General features: G+C 67.7%; 13 protein-coding genes and 1 pseudogene. 12 read left to right on the top strand and 2 right to left on the bottom strand.

Annotated features, from left to right (window positions below; translation table 11 throughout):
• Positions 1-75: 75 nt before the first annotated feature.
• The gene (locus IG86_RS0117850; RefSeq protein ID WP_051785252.1) at positions 76-1,092 is read right to left on the bottom strand and encodes a polyprenyl synthetase family protein; all 1,017 of its coding nucleotides are present in this window, start codon (positions 1,090-1,092) and stop codon (positions 76-78) included.
• A gap of 1,263 nt (positions 1,093-2,355) precedes the next feature.
• On the opposite strand from IG86_RS0117850, the gene IG86_RS0117860 reads away from it, so the two are divergent.
• The 4 genes from IG86_RS0117860 (at position 2,356) to IG86_RS0117875 (ending at position 5,508) form a co-directional block, all read left to right on the top strand.
• Positions 2,356-2,613 carry a PqqD family protein gene (locus tag IG86_RS0117860; protein WP_030897890.1) on the top strand — a complete coding sequence of 86 codons (258 nt, stop codon included), beginning with the start codon at positions 2,356-2,358 and terminating at the stop codon, positions 2,611-2,613.
• The gene (locus IG86_RS0117865) at positions 2,610-3,338 is read left to right on the top strand and encodes a CPBP family glutamic-type intramembrane protease (protein WP_107056249.1); all 729 of its coding nucleotides are present in this window, start codon (positions 2,610-2,612) and stop codon (positions 3,336-3,338) included. The genes IG86_RS0117860 and IG86_RS0117865 overlap by 4 nt, the downstream gene beginning before the upstream one ends.
• A 67-nt stretch (positions 3,339-3,405) precedes the next feature.
• Positions 3,406-4,203: a nucleotidyltransferase domain-containing protein gene (locus IG86_RS41275; protein WP_078905939.1), complete on the top strand. Its 798-nt coding sequence runs from the start codon at positions 3,406-3,408 to the stop codon at positions 4,201-4,203.
• Between the two features lie 45 nt (positions 4,204-4,248).
• Positions 4,249-5,508, top strand: a complete 1,260-nt coding sequence (locus IG86_RS0117875; RefSeq protein WP_078905940.1) for an MFS transporter — start codon at positions 4,249-4,251, stop codon at positions 5,506-5,508.
• Between the two features lie 475 nt (positions 5,509-5,983).
• Here the strand turns inward: IG86_RS0117875 and IG86_RS38810 are convergent.
• A pseudogene (locus IG86_RS38810) lies at positions 5,984-7,603 on the bottom strand (ISAzo13 family transposase).
• Between the two features lie 1,142 nt (positions 7,604-8,745).
• On the opposite strand from IG86_RS38810, the gene IG86_RS0117885 reads away from it, so the two are divergent.
• From IG86_RS0117885 to IG86_RS40005, 8 genes are all read left to right on the top strand, one after another.
• Positions 8,746-9,864 carry a conjugal transfer protein gene (locus IG86_RS0117885; protein WP_051785253.1) on the top strand — a complete coding sequence of 373 codons (1,119 nt, stop codon included), beginning with the start codon at positions 8,746-8,748 and terminating at the stop codon, positions 9,862-9,864.
• Between the two features lie 93 nt (positions 9,865-9,957).
• Positions 9,958-10,212, top strand: a complete 255-nt coding sequence (locus IG86_RS38815; protein WP_030650654.1) for a TcpD family membrane protein — start codon at positions 9,958-9,960, stop codon at positions 10,210-10,212.
• Positions 10,212-10,781: a hypothetical protein gene (locus IG86_RS0117895; protein ID WP_030897903.1), complete on the top strand. Its 570-nt coding sequence runs from the start codon at positions 10,212-10,214 to the stop codon at positions 10,779-10,781. Before IG86_RS38815 ends, IG86_RS0117895 begins: the two co-directional genes overlap by 1 nt.
• A complete protein-coding gene (locus IG86_RS0117900) occupies positions 10,778-13,330 on the top strand; it encodes an ATP-binding protein (protein WP_037942644.1) in 2,553 nt (850 codons plus the stop codon). Before IG86_RS0117895 ends, IG86_RS0117900 begins: the two co-directional genes overlap by 4 nt.
• Positions 13,327-13,890, top strand: a complete 564-nt coding sequence (locus IG86_RS0117905) for a hypothetical protein (protein WP_030821502.1) — start codon at positions 13,327-13,329, stop codon at positions 13,888-13,890. Before IG86_RS0117900 ends, IG86_RS0117905 begins: the two co-directional genes overlap by 4 nt.
• A gap of 33 nt (positions 13,891-13,923) precedes the next feature.
• Positions 13,924-15,885: a hypothetical protein gene (locus IG86_RS0117910; protein ID WP_030897909.1), complete on the top strand. Its 1,962-nt coding sequence runs from the start codon at positions 13,924-13,926 to the stop codon at positions 15,883-15,885.
• Positions 15,882-16,664, top strand: coding sequence for a YqhG/Tai3 family protein (locus IG86_RS42305; protein ID WP_030897912.1), 783 nt, complete (start codon positions 15,882-15,884; stop codon positions 16,662-16,664). The genes IG86_RS0117910 and IG86_RS42305 overlap by 4 nt, the downstream gene beginning before the upstream one ends.
• Positions 16,664-17,830, top strand: a complete 1,167-nt coding sequence (locus IG86_RS40005; protein WP_051734577.1) for a chromosomal replication initiator protein DnaA — start codon at positions 16,664-16,666, stop codon at positions 17,828-17,830. The genes IG86_RS42305 and IG86_RS40005 overlap by 1 nt, the downstream gene beginning before the upstream one ends.
• The last annotated feature ends 2 nt before the right edge of the window (positions 17,831-17,832 follow it).

Here is a 17,832-nt window from a genome sequence, read left to right on the forward strand (position 1 = left end):
CAACAGACTCCTCCTGCGTCCACGTGAGTATGAATGGCGTACGACTTCGTCAGCGCCGGCGAACGATGCGCTCGGTCAGTGCGACACGTCGTCGGGAAGACCCATGGCAGCGAGTTCCCCGAAATGCCTGCGCGTGTCGTCGTCGAGTGTCAGCTGGGCGAGGGCCTTGTTGGCCCGGTCGACCATGGTCCGGGCGAGGTTCTCCGTCCACTCCCGGCCGCCCGCAGCCTCGATCAGTTGCGTCGCCCGCTGGACGTCCGGTATCGCCAGCTCGCCCTCCAGGCCGAAGATCTGACGCAGTTCTTCGCCGTGGGTAGCGTCGTTGAGCGCCACAGCTATCGGCGGCGTGCCCTTGCGCGCCTTGACGTCGAAGCCGCGCGGTCGCCCTCCTGTCTGATCGGGGGTACCCCAGATGCCCAGCATGTCGTCACGGGCCTGGAACGCGACACCGACGGACTGGCCGAAGTCGGCGAGTGCGTCCACGACTGTTCCGTGAGCGCCGACGAGGACGGCGCCGATGGACGTGGCACAGCGCATGAGTGACGCGGTCTTGGACTGAGTCATCGTCATCGACTCGTCCACGCTGTAGTCCAAGCGCTGCTCGAAGGTCATGTCCAGGGTCTGACCGGCCAGCATCCGGGCGGAGGTGTCCATGGTGAGGTTCAACGCGGCAGACCGGTTGGCCGACGGGCTCTCCAGCACCATCTGTTGAGCGAGCGTCAGCAGCGCGGTGCCGGCACAGATGGCCTGCCCGGCGCCGAACACCACCCATGCCGTCTCGCGCTGGCGCCGAAACCGGTCGCCGTCCATCACGTCGTCGATGAGGAAGGCCCAATTGTTCAGGTACTCCACTGCGAGCGCCCCGGGCACCGCGTCTTTGATCTCACCACCACCGGCCTGGGCCGACAGAAAGGCGAGGGCCGGCCGGACTGACTTGCTTCCGCGCCGCTGTACAGGCCGGCCGTCGGCGTCCCTCCAGCCCATGTGATAGTCGATGACCCGCCTGACCTCCGGGGAGAGCCGGGCAAGGGAATCCTCCATGGCAGGGGTGACGAGCGCTCGCGCCTCACTGAGGATTTCGGGAATCTTCACGTACTTCCTCTTTCTGACCTGTGCAGCGGCTGATCGACCGCAGGGGAACTCATCCAAGGCAGGGGGATGGCAAGGCCTCGCGCGGCGGGGCCAGGGTTACACCAGGGGCCCGAGTTCCGTGTAGATGGAGAACCGCCCCCACTGGCTGCGGTCTTGCGCGTAGCCGGGGCACGCGGCATCGATAGTCATCGTGTGCACCTCGCCAGCCTGGAAGACGGTCACCTGTCGCCCGAGTCAGCAGCCTTTCAGGGCCGTGCGTACCCGCAACTGCGTGTCGTGTACGCCGCAGGCGTGGTGTTCCGGGCAGACGACGGCCACGGAGATCGCTCTGCGAGCGGGGGGCGGTGTGCAGGAGCGACACATCGAGCCATTGGTCGGTCACGGCCAGGACATTGGCCCTCAGCCACATGAGCCAGGGCGCGGCGCCCGTACTCAGCGCGCTGAAAGGGGTCGCCGCAAGCCGATTGGGACCGGAAGTATCGCCACCGCCTGTTTCAACCCCTTGGCAAGAGTGGACGACATGGTCGCTTCGCAACATTCCCCCCGCCGAACGAATTTGGGAGAATGCTGCCATGCGTCGAAAATCCAAACGCCAGCCCCGACGCGGAAATCACCCACTCCTCGTGCGAAACCCACGGAATTCCCTTGTCCAGCACGCCTAACTCAAACCCCCGGTATGTGTGCTCCGCAAGAAGGTACACCAAAGATTCATCTGCAGCGACGCATTTTAATCCAGCCAATCTCCGGCTTGATTGCGTTGCCTAAATTGACGCAATCGGCAGGCTTTGCCGCATCCTGGGACGGTTTGGGTGTCAGGGAGGGGTCCCGTCGCGTAGCAAGTGACGCTCGAGGCCGGCCTGGGTCTGTCGCCCCAGGCCGGCCAAGCAAGAGGGGCCGGAGCGGCGTAAGTGCAAGCACGGCTTGACGGGGTGGGGACCGCGCCAACCTCGGGTGCTATCCGGACGGAGATGCGCCCCAAACGGCTCCGCGCACCCATCGGCACAACGCGCATTCCGGGCAATTAATCACCCTTGCCAGGCGGGAAGAAACTTGCTAGTTTCACCCACCAATTGGCTGCGAGTCCTTCTCGAGGCACGTGGTCTAATTTCAGAAGGGGGGTGTATTTCATGGCACAGGAGTACCGCGCACCCGAGCTGCGTAAGGTATCGATCCGTCGCGCTTCCAACGAGGCGTAATGAAACCGACCGGGCGGCGCCGACGGCGTCGCCCGGTCCGGCAAAGGTTGAAAGGTAATAACGGGGCATGGGTGCAAAAATTCAGAGGTCCTTCGATGTGCGAACCGACGTGGCTACCGGTTCCGTACTCTTGGTGAAGGGTCTGGATGCGTACGAGCTGGATGGTGTCGGAGCAAAAGTGTGGACTTTGTGCGACGGAAGCAACGATGTCGACCAGATAGCCGACATCGTGTCCAGCGAATACCAGGTAGACCGTGGAGTCGTCCTGAATGACGTCACTGCATTTGTGGCCTCCATGCTCAAGGCAGGGCTGCTCGAAGGATGAATGAACGTGCACGCGCCAGCTTCGCGGGCGTTGCTGCGGTGGCGTGCCTAGTCGTGATGGTGACAGCGCGCAACCATCTTCTTGTCGCGGCCAGTGCTGCGGTCGCCCTTGTGTACGTATCGTCCAGGTCTGCGCTTCCTTGGGTGGAGTTGTTGCCGCTGCCACGTGGCGCCTGCCTGATGCTGCGCCGCATCCTACGAAGTGCGGTCTATCTCCCCTGTGTGTTCTTCTTCCCTCTTCCCTCTTTCGCTCCGGCATGGTGGGCCCTCGTCGGGGGTTTTCTGGTGGGAGGCATCGGCGTGGCGTTGGAGTGGAAAGAAGTGCGCCGATGGCTTCAGCCGGCCTATCTCCGGCTGTTCCCTCCGGTCACGCCGCTGGAGCGGTCAAGGGACATCATCCACTTTGCGATCGGTGGGCCGGCGCAGGAGTACCTCTATCGCTACGTAGTCATATTCGCCGCGGCGCCGCTGATTGGGCCGTTCTCCATCTTGCTATCAGCAGTTCTGTTCGTCGCAGAACACCTCGTGCAACGGAGCGCTGGGGCGTGGGACCGCAAGGACATCGCGCTCCATGCAGGCCTGAGCCTGGCCCTGGGGAGTCTGGCCTACGGCAACGGGCTGCTCCCTGCGTTGATCGGACACACCCTCTACAACGCTCCCAATTTGTTGGTCGCCGCCCGGCGGCCCGGTGTGTCAGGCGCCGCAACCCTGACCACGCCGAGCTAGCACAACGCCCGCGTTTGGAAGAGCAACGCCGTGTAATCGACACACGGCGCGGTGCAGAGGAGGAAGAATGAACCAGTTGGTACCAGGTCGGGACCGGCTTACGGGTACTGGACGTAAAGTCGCAGACCTCTACACTGACGTGGCGACTGCCTACGTCTGCGGATCCCTTGTCGAGGGCTTTGGTAACAGCCAGTCCGACCTGGACGTGTTTGTGCTGACAGATGGGCCGTCGAGGCGGCGGGAAGACGAGGGCACGTCAGCAAATTTCACGGGAGACGAATACCGGATCGACATTGACTATGCGGACGAAGTTCGAGTGGACACTGAGTGCTGGGACATCGCCCAGGTCCGTGATGTCGCGCATCGTATAAATAACTGCTCAGTGGGTGACTGGACCGCTCCGGCTCACTTGGAATCTCAGTGGTTTCAGCTGGCACACGGTATACGTATTGGCTGGGCGGTGCGAGAGGAATCGGTATTCGAGGAACTGCGTACCTCCTTCGACTGGGGGCACGTCAGCCACCTTCTCTATTGCCGGTACATGCTCAGCTATACCGGCGCTTCGGAAGACACAGTCGGCGCCATCAGCGCTGGGGATGCAGGAACCGCGATGCTCAATTCCCGTCATGCCTTGGGATTCGCCACCGATGCGCTCCTTGCCGCGGCCGGTTCCACCAACATCAAGCCCAAGTGGCGTTTCGCAAAGCTGCGGCAGTTGGGCATGACAGAAGAGTTCGAACGATACTTCGCGGCGGAGACCAGCGGCCAGGGAACTGACGACGATGTCCTGCTTGCCAGCAAGGGCAGGCTCCGGTTGGCTTCTGACTTCACGCTCGCTGCGGCTGCCCTCGTGGGTCGTCTGTGACCAGTGTATTGACGATGGGGGACGCGCCACTCGCGGTGACCAAGCATGCTGCGAAGTGACAAGGTAAGTGGTAGCGATGGAGCCGGCTTGAAGGTCGGGCGACAGCGGCTGTGGCTCCTCTGGTTGGGTCAGACCATCTCTGGCGTCGGCAGCGAGACGACGGTGATTGCGTTCCCGCTGGTCGCGGCGTTTACGCTGCATGCGGGGCCGGCAGAGATGGGTCTCTTGGTAGCGGCCGCGAAGCTTCCCAACATTTTCGTCGGTGTTTTTGCGGCTCTGCTCATTGATCGAATCGGGCCACGGCGAGTCCTGCTCCTGACGGAGTACGGCCGCGCGGTGGCGATGGCTTCCGTGCCCCTGTTCGCATGGCAAGGGTGGCTTTCTGTACCCTATCTGGTACTCGTCTCATTCATCGTTGGATCGCTGACCGCCGCATACGAGCTGTCGTATTTCGTCATTGTTCCGATGCTAGTACCGGAAGGGCGCCTTCTGCGGGTCAACGGACTGATGCAGGGTACGCACTCGGTCACTCAGATCGCAGGTCCTCCCCTGGGGGGAATCCTGGTTCAGGTGATGGGTGCGGCGCGGACGCTCATGGTGGACGCGATATCGTTTCTGCTCTCGGCCGCAACGGTGCACACGATTCGATTGAAGGATGAGCGTGCACCTGCGGCCTCCGGGTCCAGTGTGCACAACTTTATTCACGAGATTCGTGCGGGCATGGCCTCTCTGTGGGAGGACAAGCGACTTCGGCTGCTCGGGCTCAGCGGGGGAGGCTTCAACTTCTTTCTCGGGCTCGGAATTACTGTCGAGGTCCTGTACGTCATCGATGTGGCGAAGGTGACTCCCGGCGCGTTCGGTGTGGCCATGGGGATAGGTTTGGTCGGCGGCCTGCTGGCGTCGATCTCCGTCGAACGGCTTACCGAGCGGCTGGGAGTGCGAATCGTCCTGGCTGGTGGACTGTTCCTCGCCTCGCTCGGCCCCCTTCTCACCTATGCCGCAGCCAGAGCGGAGGCGCTTACCGTCCTGCTAGTTGGAGCTGGGCAGTTCTTCAACTCTGTTGGAGTGGCGTACTTCGCGGTTACCAGCCTGAGCCTCCGTCAAACGATTGTGCCCCGTAATCTGAGGGCCCAAGTGTTTGCTTCGATGCGGGTACTCTCCCGAGGTGGCACGCCACTGGGCGCGATGGCAGGTGCCGTGGTGGCTTCATCGACGTCTCTCGGCGGGGCTCTCGTGATAGCGACCCTCGGGCAGGGAGCAGTCGCCTTCGTGACCTGGGCTCGCAGGGAGGTTCTCCCTCGCTAACTGATCGACCTCTCACATGCCCTCGGCAAGGTCTGCGCGGTCTTCAGCTCGTACAGGATTTCCGTATCCGGCACTTGCTTCAAATTTTCTGTTTCAACTACTGGTTGATCCGAATTCTGCGGAGCGCGTCCATGCCGATGCGGACCAGCTGATGGGTCGGACCTTCCGCTACGGCGGCCGCCGCCAGCGAGCTCTGGGAAGCTGGCCTCCCCAAAAGCCCCTCGCCGGGCGGGGACAGGGCCCGCCGGTGGCTCTGCAGCACGTATTGAGGTGGGCGTGCAAGTCATCGGGCGTCTGTGCCTCTCGGATTACCCGCTCGTACATCAGCAGGACGTCGGCGTCGTCGGCCAAGTCGTACTCGTAGTGGGGGCCCGGTCCAAATGTCGGTGCAGGACCAAGTTGCCGTCCACCGGCCTGCTCGGCGACCGGACACGCCTGGCTGGGTGTACGGCCGAAGCTAAGGGCTTGCAGATCATTAACACGTTGTCTTGATCTTGCTCTCGGGATCGCTGCTCTGGGCGAGGACCCGAGCTTGGAGGGGCGCGAGGGCTGCGGGTGGGGTGGTCGTTGGTGGGATGACGATGCCGTGCCCTTCGAGCAGTTTCCTGATCTTCAACAGGGTGCGGTGCATGGCGGTGCGGCTGCTGCCGAAGAGTACGGCGAGGGGTTCCGCGGCCAGCGCGAGGTGCAGGTGGAGCACGGTGGCCAGGACCTGGTCGGGGAAGGCGAGCCGGGGCGGGCGGCCGCGCCGGTCGTCGCCGTCCGGGACCAGAGTGTTTGTGAGGTCGTTCAGTTGCTGCGGGGACATGCCGGTCAGCGCGGGGTCGCTCAGCAGGGCCTGGTCCCACTCCGGCGCCGGTGTTTGTGGGGTCCGGGCCGCCGGGACGGCCGGGGCCGGTTGGGGGTGCAGGACGTAGTTGCAGTCGCCGTGGAAGCCATGGCGGGTCAGTGGCAGAGCCGCCATCTGCGCGTCACCGATCTGTACTCCGGTCGGGTAGGTGCCGTTGTCGAGTTCGGCATGCACCCGTAGTCCCGTGCGGGTGGTCGTTGCGGCGATGGACTGGACGATGACTTCGTGGCTGGTCAGCGGACGGCCCCGCCAGTTCATGGTGATGTGGGAGAAGAGCCGGTGTTCGATCTTGTTCCACTTCGATGTGCCGGGCGGTAGGTGGCAGACGGTGATCGTCAGGCCCGTTTCAGCGGAGAGTCGGGCGAGTTCGAGTTTCCAGGCCCGGGTGCGGTAGCCGCCGGTGTCGGCTGTGATCAGCAGTCGTGTCGCCTGAGGGTAGGCGGCTTGGCCCTGACCGTGCCACCAGCGGCGGATCGATTCCACCGCGAAAGCGGCCGTGTCGTGGTCGGTGCCGACGTTGACCCAGCCGGTGTTCGCCGCCAGGTCGTTAGACGCCATAGGGGATCGCCTTGCCCAGCTTCGGGTCGGCGAAGTCGTGCATGTTCACCGGCACCGGATCACCGGCCGGGCGCCACTGGCGGCCCTCGGTCTTGAACGCGCCGACGAGCTCCTTCTTCTTGGTGTCCACGCTGATGACTGGCTGGCCGGCGCCTTGGTGCTCTCGGGCTTGCTCGTTGAGGTAGCGGAACTGTGCGTCCCGGTCGACGTGCTGGCTGCCCTCGAGCGTCTTGACGTTGGCCTGCAGGCTGAACCCCTCCTCCCGCAGCAGATCCGCGACGGTGTCCGCGCTGACCCGGTGCCCGGCCCGGGTCAGCTCCCGCGCCAGCACGCGGGTCGACTTCACCGTCCATCGCAGCGGCGACATCCAATCACCCTGCACATCCGGCTCGACCAGCGCGAGCAGAGCCGGCCGCAGCCCCGGATCGAGATCCGCGACCCGCTTGCGGCCCCCGCCCGGACGACGCACCCGACCCAGGGGCTCCTCGCCGGCCTCCAGCTCGAACACACCCTTACGGACCGTGGTCGCGCTGACCGCGGCCGCCCGGGCGACGGCCCGAACGCCGCCGTGCCCCAGGACCCGGGCCTCAGCGGCCATCAACAGTCGACGCTGCCGCTCGTCCAGATGAGGGAACAACACCGCGACTTCACAGCGAGTTGGCTACGAGTCTCGCCCGGGATGCGCATACCACACCAAGGAGCACCAGAACGGGAAGCAACACCTTGATGCCCTGCAAGCCCTTAGGGTGAACAGGGTCCTTCCTTGTGCCGACGACGGGAACCCTGACACGCTGTCCGGCGTGCGTCAGGAGTTGCATGTAGCGCCCGTAGCGCACACGATGCACCTCGACCCGGAGTCCGTTTTGCGCCTTGCGCGCCGCTGACCTGCGGTTCTACTTAATCTGTTTTCGGCTCTACATGTTTCACCATGACGCACCACGTGGAGTGCGTGGCGATCCTGGAGCCCATCAACAAGGGCGCCTGACCTCACCGCCAGATCGTCAGACTCCTGACCCCGGATGACGCTCATCAGGGGTCATTGTCGACCCTCCGTCAAAAGGACGTTCGGGAGCGGCCGGTGTGGGCGAGGCCACAGGGGGGCGGCGCAACCGGGGGCCCCGCGTATGGCGTGTACGCGGCGAGAACTGCGCCCCGTCGGGTCTGGGTCTTTGCTCCCATCTTCGGATCATTCGCTAAGGTGAATGCCGCAAGGTGTGTCGGGCGTTTCCACCGGCGTGGGTTCCGGCGTTGCCGCTCGGTAATGAGGCAAGTGCGCGACGAGTGTCCGGTTGCCCCGAGGCCCCTCGCGAAATCCGGCTGCCGTATTTCTGTGGGCGTACCGAGCGGGTTTCATTGGTGCGCCCCGCATTCCTCGACCGGATCCGGCGGGGATGTCCCATGGTCGTGTCGCCGCAGCGGCGTCGCAGGACGTGGTGACCTCGCGGAGGCCTCTCACCTGCTGATATGGGGCTTGACATCACTGTGTCGGTCGGCTGGGGCGTGGGTGGGGTGGGCTCGGATCCGGCAGTCGTCGCACAGGTGGAACGCGGAAGGGAGTGGCGTTCTGGGTTCATGGGTGTGCGGCCGGCAGACCGACCGGTCGATATGTGGGGCGCGCCCGGACTTTCCGCTCCAAGGCGTCCTTGTCGACTTAGCGCCACTTGAAATTTTTTGACTGATGATCATCTGTCTTTTATGGTTTGCCGCTGCTGCATGTGCCAACACATGGCGGCTGAGGGCGTGAACGTCGACGTGAGGTCGAGGCGTGCCCGGCACAGCGGGAGGGGCGTGGGGGAATGGGCTCGTTTGCCAGAATTGCCCGGAAGGTGATGGGCCTTCCGGAACCGGTGGACCAGAGCAAGCGAGGACTCACGGCGGGGCTGTCCCGCGAGGAGGAGAAGCCTGCCGCTCGGACGGTGAACCCGTGGGAGGCGGCGGGCGCCGAGCTGGTGGCGCGCGAACGTGCCACCACGGCACCCGAGGAGACGGCCCGTCAGGCCACGACACCGGGTGCTCCGTGGGTGCCGCAGGACGAAAGCTCGGGTGTCGTGTTCGCACGCAGGCTCGGCCGCGGCCTGCTGTGGGCCGTGGTGGTCCTCGCGGCCGTAACGGGCGTCCGTGCCTGGGTGGTTCCGCCCAAGGCCCCCGCCAACGCCACCGCTCCGGCCCAGGCGGCGCCTGCCTACCCGAACGCCGAAGCCCAGGCGGTGGCCGGCCGCTTCGCCCGTGCCTACCTCGGCTGGGACGAGACCAGGAAGGAGGAGCGCGCCGCGCTCCTCGCCACCGCACTGCCGGCCGGGGCGGACGGCACCATGGGCTGGGACGGCAAGGGCCGTCAGGAGGTGCTGGCCGTCCAGCCCGGCGCGGTCACCCCGGCCGAAGCCGGCCGTGCCCTCGTTCGCGTCGACGTCCTGATCCGTTCCGGGGGACCGGCCGAACCTTCCGCCGGCCCCTCCGGCAGCCCTTCCGCCGGCCCCGGGGGAACCACGCCCCGGGCGGAGTCGGGAGCCCGCTGGGTGGGGCTCGACGTCCCCGTGTTCCAGGCCGGCGGCCGGTTCTCCGTCTCCGGACGTCCCGCCCTGGTGGGCGTGCCGGCCACGGGCCCCCAACTGCCCGATGCGCCGGCCGTCCAGACGGACACCGAGCTCACCGGCCAGACGAAGGGCACCATCGAAAAGTTCTTCGCCGCCTACGCGGGCGGCGACACGGAGAGCGTCTCCGCCCCCGGCGCCCGACTGCCGGCCCTGCCGCAGGGCATCGAGTTCAAGGGACTCCTCTCCTGGTCCGTCGACGCCGCAGGCACAGGCGACCGCTGGGGATCCGCCCGGGTCGGCTGGGCGATGGGCGGCACCACCGTCGAGGTCGCCTACCGGGTGAAGCTCACCCGGGTGTCCAGCTCGGACGCCCAGCGCTGGCAGGTCGCGGACATCCGCGGCGGCGCTCTCTGAATCTCCGCTGTCTCCGTCGGCGTCGCTCACCCGGTGAGCCGTCGTCACGGAGTCGCTCCAGCACGACAGTCAACACAACAACGGGGGAATCCTGTGCTGCACCAAACCGCCACCGAGACGCTCGCGCTCACCACGGGCGCCGACCTCAAGGGCTGGATCCTCGCCGTGGTCGGCAACCTCTTCGCCGCCTTCCTGGGGGTCAGGGCCCTGGGCCACTTCCTGAAGAAGGAGTGGGGCGAGATGCTGACGCTGTTCGTCGCGGCCGTGTTCGTCGCCGGAATCGTGTGGTTCCCGGACGGCGTCAAGACGCTCCTCGGCGATGTCTGGAAGAAGGTCGCGGGGGCCTGATGAGAGTCGGTCGCACCTACACCAGCCACCTCAACCTGGAGACCAAGCAGCACGAACTCCTCGGCATGGACCTCGGCGAAGGTGTGCCGCGCCGTGCCCTGGTCATGGGACTGGTGCTCTACCTCGTGTGGGCGGGACCGCTCCTGCTGCTGTTCGGCTTCCCGTCCAAGGTCACGTTCACGTTCTACTTCCTGCCACCGCTCCTCACCGTGGTCTACGGCACCCAGAAGAGCCGTGTCGTGGACCGGCGGTGGAACGTGACCCGCTGGTCCATCGGGGCCCGCTACCTGGTGCTCGGCCACCGGCCGATCATCTCCGGCGGCCGCCGTGCCGCCACCCGAGGCGAGTGGATCAGCCGTCGCGCCCGCTGGTCCGGGAGGACCGAACTCCTCCTCGAAAGCCCTCTCGGAGGGCTCTTGGAGCGGTGGCTCGGGGCCGAGGAGGCGGTCCCCGTCGGCGCCGGGGCGCCGATCCGCCTCGCCGCGCGGCCCCGTCTCTACGGTCCCGACGCCGTGGCCCGCGCCCACGGCCGTAAAGCACTTCAGCACCAGGAGGGGAAAACGTCTTGAAGATCCTGCAGAGAGTGGGCACGTTCCTCGGGATCGGGGGCGACCGGTCCGCGGGTGCGCCCCGGTACGTCGCCCTCGCCGACGGCCTGATCATCACGGACAGCCACACGGAGGCCTGGTTCACCCTCGCCTCTTCGAACACCGACCTCATGAGCGAGGGCGCGCGGGACACCGAGCTCGACGCCGCCTCGGCGGCCCTCGCCCGTACCCTCGCCGGGTTCGACTGCCACCTGCGCGTGCTGTGGTCGCCCCTGCACGCCGAGGACTACGTCGCCGAGGCCGCCGGAACGTTCAGCCACGGCGCATGGCAGGAGTGGGCCGATCTGCGCGTGCGCCGGCTCGAACAGATCGGCCTGCCCACCCGGCACCTCCTGCTCGGCGTCCGGATGACCGAGCGCGCGGGTACGGTCCGTACAGCCGGAAAGCGAGGGGTGCAGGAGGGGCTCGGCCTCACCTCGACGACGGTCTCGACGCGCGAACTCAGCAAGCTCGACGCGCAGATGCGCCGCCTCGGCCGCCGTCTGGAGGCCAGCCCGTGGAAGGCGCGGCCCGCCGCGGTCGAGACCCTGGCGTGGATGATCTCCCGGGAACAGCATCGTGCGGCGCCGCTGCCGGCGGCCAACGGGGGAGTGGTCACGGGTGCCAAGCTGGCCGCCCTCACACGTGGTCGGATCCTGCCCCACCCGGACCACCTGCGTGTGATGGACGCACACGGTGAAGTGGCCGCCTGGACGGCCGTACTGACCATGACGGGCTTCCCCGAGGAGATGCAGAGCCCCGGCAACGGCGAGTGGCTGCGCGTCCTCTCCGAGATCAACTACGTGCCCGACGTGGATGAGGACGACCTCGACCCGGCCACCGACCCCACCGCGCTGATCCTGCCGGTATCCCCGGAGGCGAGTGTCCGTTTCCGCGTCCAGCCGAAGAGGGACGCGCTCAAGCTGGTCGACGAGGCGCGGCGGTTGGCCAAGGAGCAGAGGCGTTCGGCGGCCCGACAGTCCGCGGAGGACCCGGGGCGCGAGATCGAAGAGACCGAGCAGGTGATGGCAGGCCTCACGCGGGACATGCGGCGTGAGGACCTCACCCTGGTCGAGGACCACCCGCGGCTCGTCGTCACCAGCACCATTTCGCTCGGCGACCTGCGCGACCGGGTGGACGCCGTCATCACCCACTACGGCGGCATCGGCATCGAGGTGGTCGTAGGCGAGGAGGAGCAGCGGGAGCTGTTCATCGAAACCCAGCCCGGCGACCAACTGCGCGTGCCCGACCTGGGACACGTCCGGGACGTGACCGCGCTGGCGGGATCGTGGTGGTGGGGTGGAGCCCAGGTCGGTGACGACACCGGTCCGATCGTCGGCTACCTGACGGGCTCCACACCGGGGGTCTTCCGCAATGACGTGACTTCGGGCTCGGACCGCGGTGACGCCACGACCACGGCCTACGTGGGTCGTTCGGGGCGCGGCAAGACCATGGCGATGATGCTGTCGATGCTGGACGCGGCGTTCCGCGGAGCCCACGAGATCGCCCTGGACTTCAAGGGGGACCTCGGCGGAGTGGTGAACGCCGCCCGCCGCTACGGGTTGAACGCCCACCTGGTGGAGACCGGTCCGCGTTTCGCGGGCTCCTGCGACCTGTTCACCCTGCTGGCCGCCGACGGCATCGACGCCGCCCGCGGTGAAGTACCCGCCCAGCTGAGCATCGCCGCCCCCGAGCACCTGCGCCAGCGCGGCGCCGAAACCCCCATCACCCACGCCGTCAACGCCGTGGTCAAGGCGGGAGAGCCGGCGACCTGGAAGGTGATCGAGTACCTCCGCACGATGGAGGACCCGCTCGCCCGTGAGACCGGAGAGGCCCTGTACGAGCTGGCCCAGTCCTCCCTGGGCGCCCCTTTCATGGGCCGCCCGACCGGGGACGCGCCGCTCATCAGCCCGGGACCCGGTATCTGGGTGGTGCAGATGCCGGGCCTGAGCCTGCCCGGAGTCGAGGCGGGCCGTCACGAGTGGACCCCGACGCAGCGGCTGTCGGTGGCCCTGATGCACAGCATGCTCGCCTACGGCATCACCACCGCGGGCCGCCGCGACCTGCGCCACCTGCGCAAGAGCGTCTGCGTACCCGAGGTCCACGTCCTGACCGCGACCCGCGAGGGCGCCAACTTCCTCCAGTACATCGCCCGGGTCGGCCGCGCCCTGGGAACCTCCTTGCTCCTGGACACCCAGGACCCGGAGAGCCTCGTCGAACTCGTCGGCATCACCGAACAGCTGACCACCGTCGCCGGGTTCCAGCTCACCACCAAGGGCCAGCAGGACGGTCTCGCGGAACTCCTGGGCCTGCCCAAGGACGACCACACCCGGGCCCTCATCCGCTCCGTCGGGCTCCTGCCCGACGGCGAGATCCGGCACGGCCACTGCATCATCCGCGACCGCCGCTTCAACTGCGCCACCGTCCAGTGGGACGTCCCCAGCCTCGAACTCCTCGAACTCCTCGACACCTCGCCCAAACCCGCGCGCCAGGCCGCGGACTCCGACGACTCCGAGAAGGTGCCCGCATGACCCGTCGCACGACCCACGTCGCCGCCCTGGCCCTGGCCGCCTCACTGCTGGCGGCCGGCTGTTCCTCGTCCGGGGAGGACGGTGGCGATGCGGGGGGCCTCCCCGCGCCGAAGGACCCGAAGGCGGCGGCGATGGCGGTGGCCCGCAGCTACATGGACGCGGCCGAACACGACGACTGGAAGACGGCCTGCCCGCTCGAGTCCCAGGGATACCTGTCCGGAACGGTCGAGAACTGCATCGCCACCAACTCGGAGGGCGACACGCCGGCTCCGTCCGCCGGTAGTGGATCGGACCGTGCGGAGCCCGGGGAGTTCAAAGCCTCGGACGCCGTCGAACTCGCCGCCGTAGGGAAGCACCCCGCCGGGTACGGCGTCCTGGTCACCTACACCTACACGTGGCCGGGCAAGCCCACGGAGACCGACCGGGTGGCACTGCGCCTGGTCGAGCAGGGCGGTTCCTGGCACGTCGACCAGCGCGAGCGGGTGCGCCCGAAGGACATGGCGGCCGAGCCCGACATGCCGTCGCTGGTCCGCGCCCTGCTCACCGCAGGAGGGAAGTAGCGGATGCCCATACGCGCGCCGCGGCTGAGAAGCATGGCCATTCCCGCGCTCTTCGCCGCCACCTCCGTGATGGTTTTCGCTGGTCAGGCGCATGCCGAGACCATCGACCCGGTCGGGATCGGCGACCTCTTCTGGTCGCCGAGTGACGCGAACGTCCCCGACGGCGGGGAAACGATGTACGAGCTGTACGACCCCGGGCGCTGGTTCCTCGATGCCGATCTCTGGGATTTCGAGATGGTCGACGGAACCGCGTACCTCATCTGCTCGATCCTCATGGGAGTTCTGGTCATCATCGGCCTCGCCATGACAGTGATCGTGGGCTGGGTGTTCCGCTTCACGTCGATCCCCGAGATGGAGAACGCCATCTCGGGCATGATCGGCGGTGCCTCTCAGAGCCTGATGGAGTTCGTCCTCCCGAGCTGCCTCGTCGTCGGCGGCTTCATCGCCTTCGTGCAGCACCGCAAGGGCGGAGGCGGAGGCGGGCTGTCACAGATCGCCTGGGTCCTGATCTCGGGGGTGGTGTCCGTATCCCTCCTGACGAGCCCCCAGTCCTGGGTGAGCGGGATCGATTCGGCGCGTCAGGTCGGTGCCAGCGTCACCATGAGCGCCACCGCGGAAGGCCTGGGCAACGGCTCCAGTGACTACCCGTTCGCTCTCAAGAACCAGCCGAAGTTCACGAACAACGGCCGTGACACCCTGCTGCGGAAGTCCCAGGACTCCATCTGGCGCGGGTTTGTGGCCACCCCGTGGTGCATCGCCGAATTCGGGAGCCTGGAGGTCTGCGAGAAGTACGGAAGACAGGTCCTCGACCAGGGAACGAATGCCGACACCCGCGAGAAGTACATCGACAACAACCTGAAGGGGAGCAATGTCGGCGACGCCTCCGTCGACTGGGTGAAGGGAGACACCCCGGTCGGCCGCCTCATGGTGCTGATTCCCTCGATCATCGTGGCCCTGATGTTCGCGATCCTGCTCCTGGTTCTCGCGTTCACATCCCTGGCGGCCTTCCTGGGATCGCTGTTGCTCCTCCTGACCGGCGTCTTCTTCGCCTGCCTCTGGGTCATTCCCGGGCGGCCGAGGCAGTGGGGGCTCGCCTGGTTCGACCAGCTCCTCGCCCGCACGCTCGAGAGCTTCATCGCGACCCTGGTGCTCGGCGCCGTGCTCTCGGCGCAGACCGCGACGATGCAGATGTTCGGGAAGTACGGATGGCTGCCCACCATGGGCCTGTCCATCGCCCTGTCCGTCGTGGCCTTCCAGTTCCGGTCGGTACTCGCGCAGATCTTCGGCGTGCGCGGCACGACGGGCGGGTCGATCGCCGGCATGCTCGCCACCCGTGCCCTCAGCGCCGTCGGCAAGGGCGGCGGGAAGGGCGCCGGTTCGGGCTACAACCACCGTCCTGTGGAGACCCTTCCGGGCCGGACCGGCGGTGGCGGCGGAGGCGGGGGGAGGAACCGTCCGAGGCTTCCCAACGGTTCCGGTGGTTCGGGTGAGGGCGGCGACGTCACGGTCACCCGCGTTCCCCCGGCGCGCCCGCCCGCCCCGGCGCCCCTGCCCGCGGGCCGCCGCCCCAAAATCGCACTCCCGCCGGGAAGGTCCGCCGAAGCCACCGGCGGATCCGTTTCAGGGACGGCCGGTGCCGCGAAGACCAGCGCCGCCGCGGTCTCCGGGCCGTCACCGCGCCCGACGCCCGCCGTACAGGCCCCGCAGCCGCGTCCGGCCCTGCCCCCCGGCCCTTCGAGCGCCGCCGCCGCGGCTCCCGGCGACCGGGGCCACAGCGGCCCGGGTGCCCCTTCCGGCAGCCAGGCATCGCCGACCATGCGCCCGGAGTCCGGCAGCCGGCCGAACTTCGCCTTCCGCCAGGCCCCGGTACCGCAGTCGCCGGGCGAGCCCCCCCTCATCTCGGCGACCGTCGTCCGCAGTACGCCCAACCGGCCCCCGCGCCGGGCCGCGAGCACCTCGCCCCATTCCTTCCGACCCCCGGTCAGGCAAGCATGAGTGACCGAACGCCACAGGAGTGGCGCGAGATCCTGGCCGACATCCGTCACCCGGAGGAGGTCCGCAAGGCGGGCAGCCGCCGGGCGCGTCGCCGTGCGAAGGCCGTGCACCACCAGCAGATGCGGCGCCGGTCGCACGAGTGGGTGCGCGAACAGCGCCGCCGCGACCCGATCCGCCCCACCGGCGCCGCGATCATCGTCGTGGTGGTGCTGGCGCTCGGCGTGGGCACCCGCTGGGTGTGGCCGGGCCTGCTCGGCGAGAAGCAGCCCGCCGCCACAGCCGGCCAGGCCGCCCCTGCGGCACCGGGGCAGGAGGACAGTGAGGCTGAGGCCCCGGCGGCCTCCGCCCCGCCCAGCGCGCCCTCGGCGACGCCCGCGCCGCTGCCGTCACCGGCCGACCTGGACAACCCCGACCGGGTCGCGGAGCAGTTCGCGCGCGGCTACCTCACCCGCAACCCGCCGCAGGACCAGACGCACAGGACGGTGGTGGAGCGCGTGCGCCCCTTCCTGGCGCCGGCTCTGGCCGCGAACCTCTCCGAACACACCGACCCCGCCTGGGACAAGCTCGTCAGCCAGGGCGGCATCTCCACGGTGCGCTCCGTCGCCGTGACCCCCTCGGGCAAGGACCTGCCCGGGGACTCCCCGTTGCGGGTCTGGCGTCAGGCGACGACCGCCGTGGCCGTCGACGGTTACACCGACTACAGCGAGACCACCGTCCTGCAACTGGAGTTGATGACCTCCGGCGGGAAGTGGCACATCACGCGAATCCTGGGCGTCTAGTGCGGGCCCGTGATGCGGCGGGTCTCCTGCTCGATGCCAAGGGGATCGTCTTCAAGCTCAAGGCGGCGGCCGTGCTGTCCGTCGTCATGGTCTTCTGCCTGCTGTTGCTCGGGCTGGTCGCGGCCATGGGCGGCGACGCCTCCGCCGTCGGCTGCGGCGACCGGGGCCGCCCCGGAGTGGACCCGGGGGACGAAGGGGGCGGCGGCGGGGCGCAGCGGCCCGGCGAAGGCATACGCAAGAAACAGCTCGCGAACGCGGAGATCATCGACACCGTCGCCAAGGAGGGCGGACTGTCCGGCCGGGCCACCCTGATCGCCCTGATGACGGCCTTGCAGGAGAGCACGCTCCTCAACCTGGACTACGGCGACCGCGACTCGGTCGGCCTGTTCCAGCAGCGCCCCGTCGCGGGCTGGGGCACCAAGGAACAGATCATGCAGCCCAAGTACGCCGCCAAGATGTTCTTCTGGGGCGGCGACGACGGCGACCCGCCGGGGCTCACCGACATCCGCGGCTGGGAGTCCATGAAGTACGGAGCCGCCGCCCAGGCGGTCCAGCGCAGCGCGTACCCCGACCTGTACGACCAGCACGAGGACTACGCCCGCGAGCTGGCCGGCGAGGCGAAGATCGACCTGAACCGGGGCGGTACGAACGGAAGCCCTCCGGGTGGCGGCGAATCGGACAAGCCCCGGGACAAGGGCTGCCAGGACGGGGGCAAGCCCGGTGAACCGGGCGAGCCCTTCCACGACGGCGCCGCGGGGTGGCCGCCCGAGGTCAAGAACCCGCGCAGCACGAAGGAGGCCATCGCGGCGGCCCGAGAAGAGGCGCGCAGCGGTCCCAAGAAGTGGTACCAGATGTGCCTCGCCTTCACGTCCGTCGCGTACGGATGGTCCTCCTCCGGTGTCCCCTACGCCATCGACCACTACCGGGAAATGCCCACCAGCATGAAGCACGACAAGGACAGGAACCCGCCCCCGGGGGCGCTGATGTACTGGGACACCGGTCAGCGGGCCGGCCACGTCGCCGTCTACCTCGGGGGCGGAGAGATCGCGAGCAACGACATCCGCAGGCCCGGGTACATCGACGTCGTCCCGGCGACGGAGATCGAGTCGAAGTGGGGCGCCACCTACCTCGGATGGGCGCCCCCCTACTTCCCGAAGGGCGGATGAGG

Origin of the sequence: Streptomyces virginiae, assembly GCF_000720455.1 — a bacterium.
Lineage (GTDB): Bacteria > Actinomycetota > Actinomycetes > Streptomycetales > Streptomycetaceae > Streptomyces > Streptomyces virginiae.

Excerpts from the sequence above, each read along its gene's own strand:
- IG86_RS0117860 (WP_030897890.1), top strand. The coding sequence starts at position 2,356 with ATGGGTGCAAAAATTCAGAGGTCCTTCGATGTGCGAACCGACGTGGCT.
- IG86_RS0117865 (WP_107056249.1), top strand. The coding sequence starts at position 2,610 with ATGAATGAACGTGCACGCGCCAGCTTCGCGGGCGTTGCTGCGGTGGCG.
- IG86_RS41275 (WP_078905939.1), top strand. The coding sequence starts at position 3,406 with ATGAACCAGTTGGTACCAGGTCGGGACCGGCTTACGGGTACTGGACGT.
- IG86_RS0117875 (WP_078905940.1), top strand. The coding sequence starts at position 4,249 with ATGCTGCGAAGTGACAAGGTAAGTGGTAGCGATGGAGCCGGCTTGAAG.
- IG86_RS0117885 (WP_051785253.1), top strand. The coding sequence starts at position 8,746 with ATGGGCCTTCCGGAACCGGTGGACCAGAGCAAGCGAGGACTCACGGCG.
- IG86_RS0117895 (WP_030897903.1), top strand. The coding sequence starts at position 10,212 with ATGAGAGTCGGTCGCACCTACACCAGCCACCTCAACCTGGAGACCAAG.
- IG86_RS0117905 (WP_030821502.1), top strand. The coding sequence starts at position 13,327 with ATGACCCGTCGCACGACCCACGTCGCCGCCCTGGCCCTGGCCGCCTCA.
- IG86_RS0117910 (WP_030897909.1), top strand. The coding sequence starts at position 13,924 with ATGGCCATTCCCGCGCTCTTCGCCGCCACCTCCGTGATGGTTTTCGCT.
- IG86_RS42305 (WP_030897912.1), top strand. The coding sequence starts at position 15,882 with ATGAGTGACCGAACGCCACAGGAGTGGCGCGAGATCCTGGCCGACATC.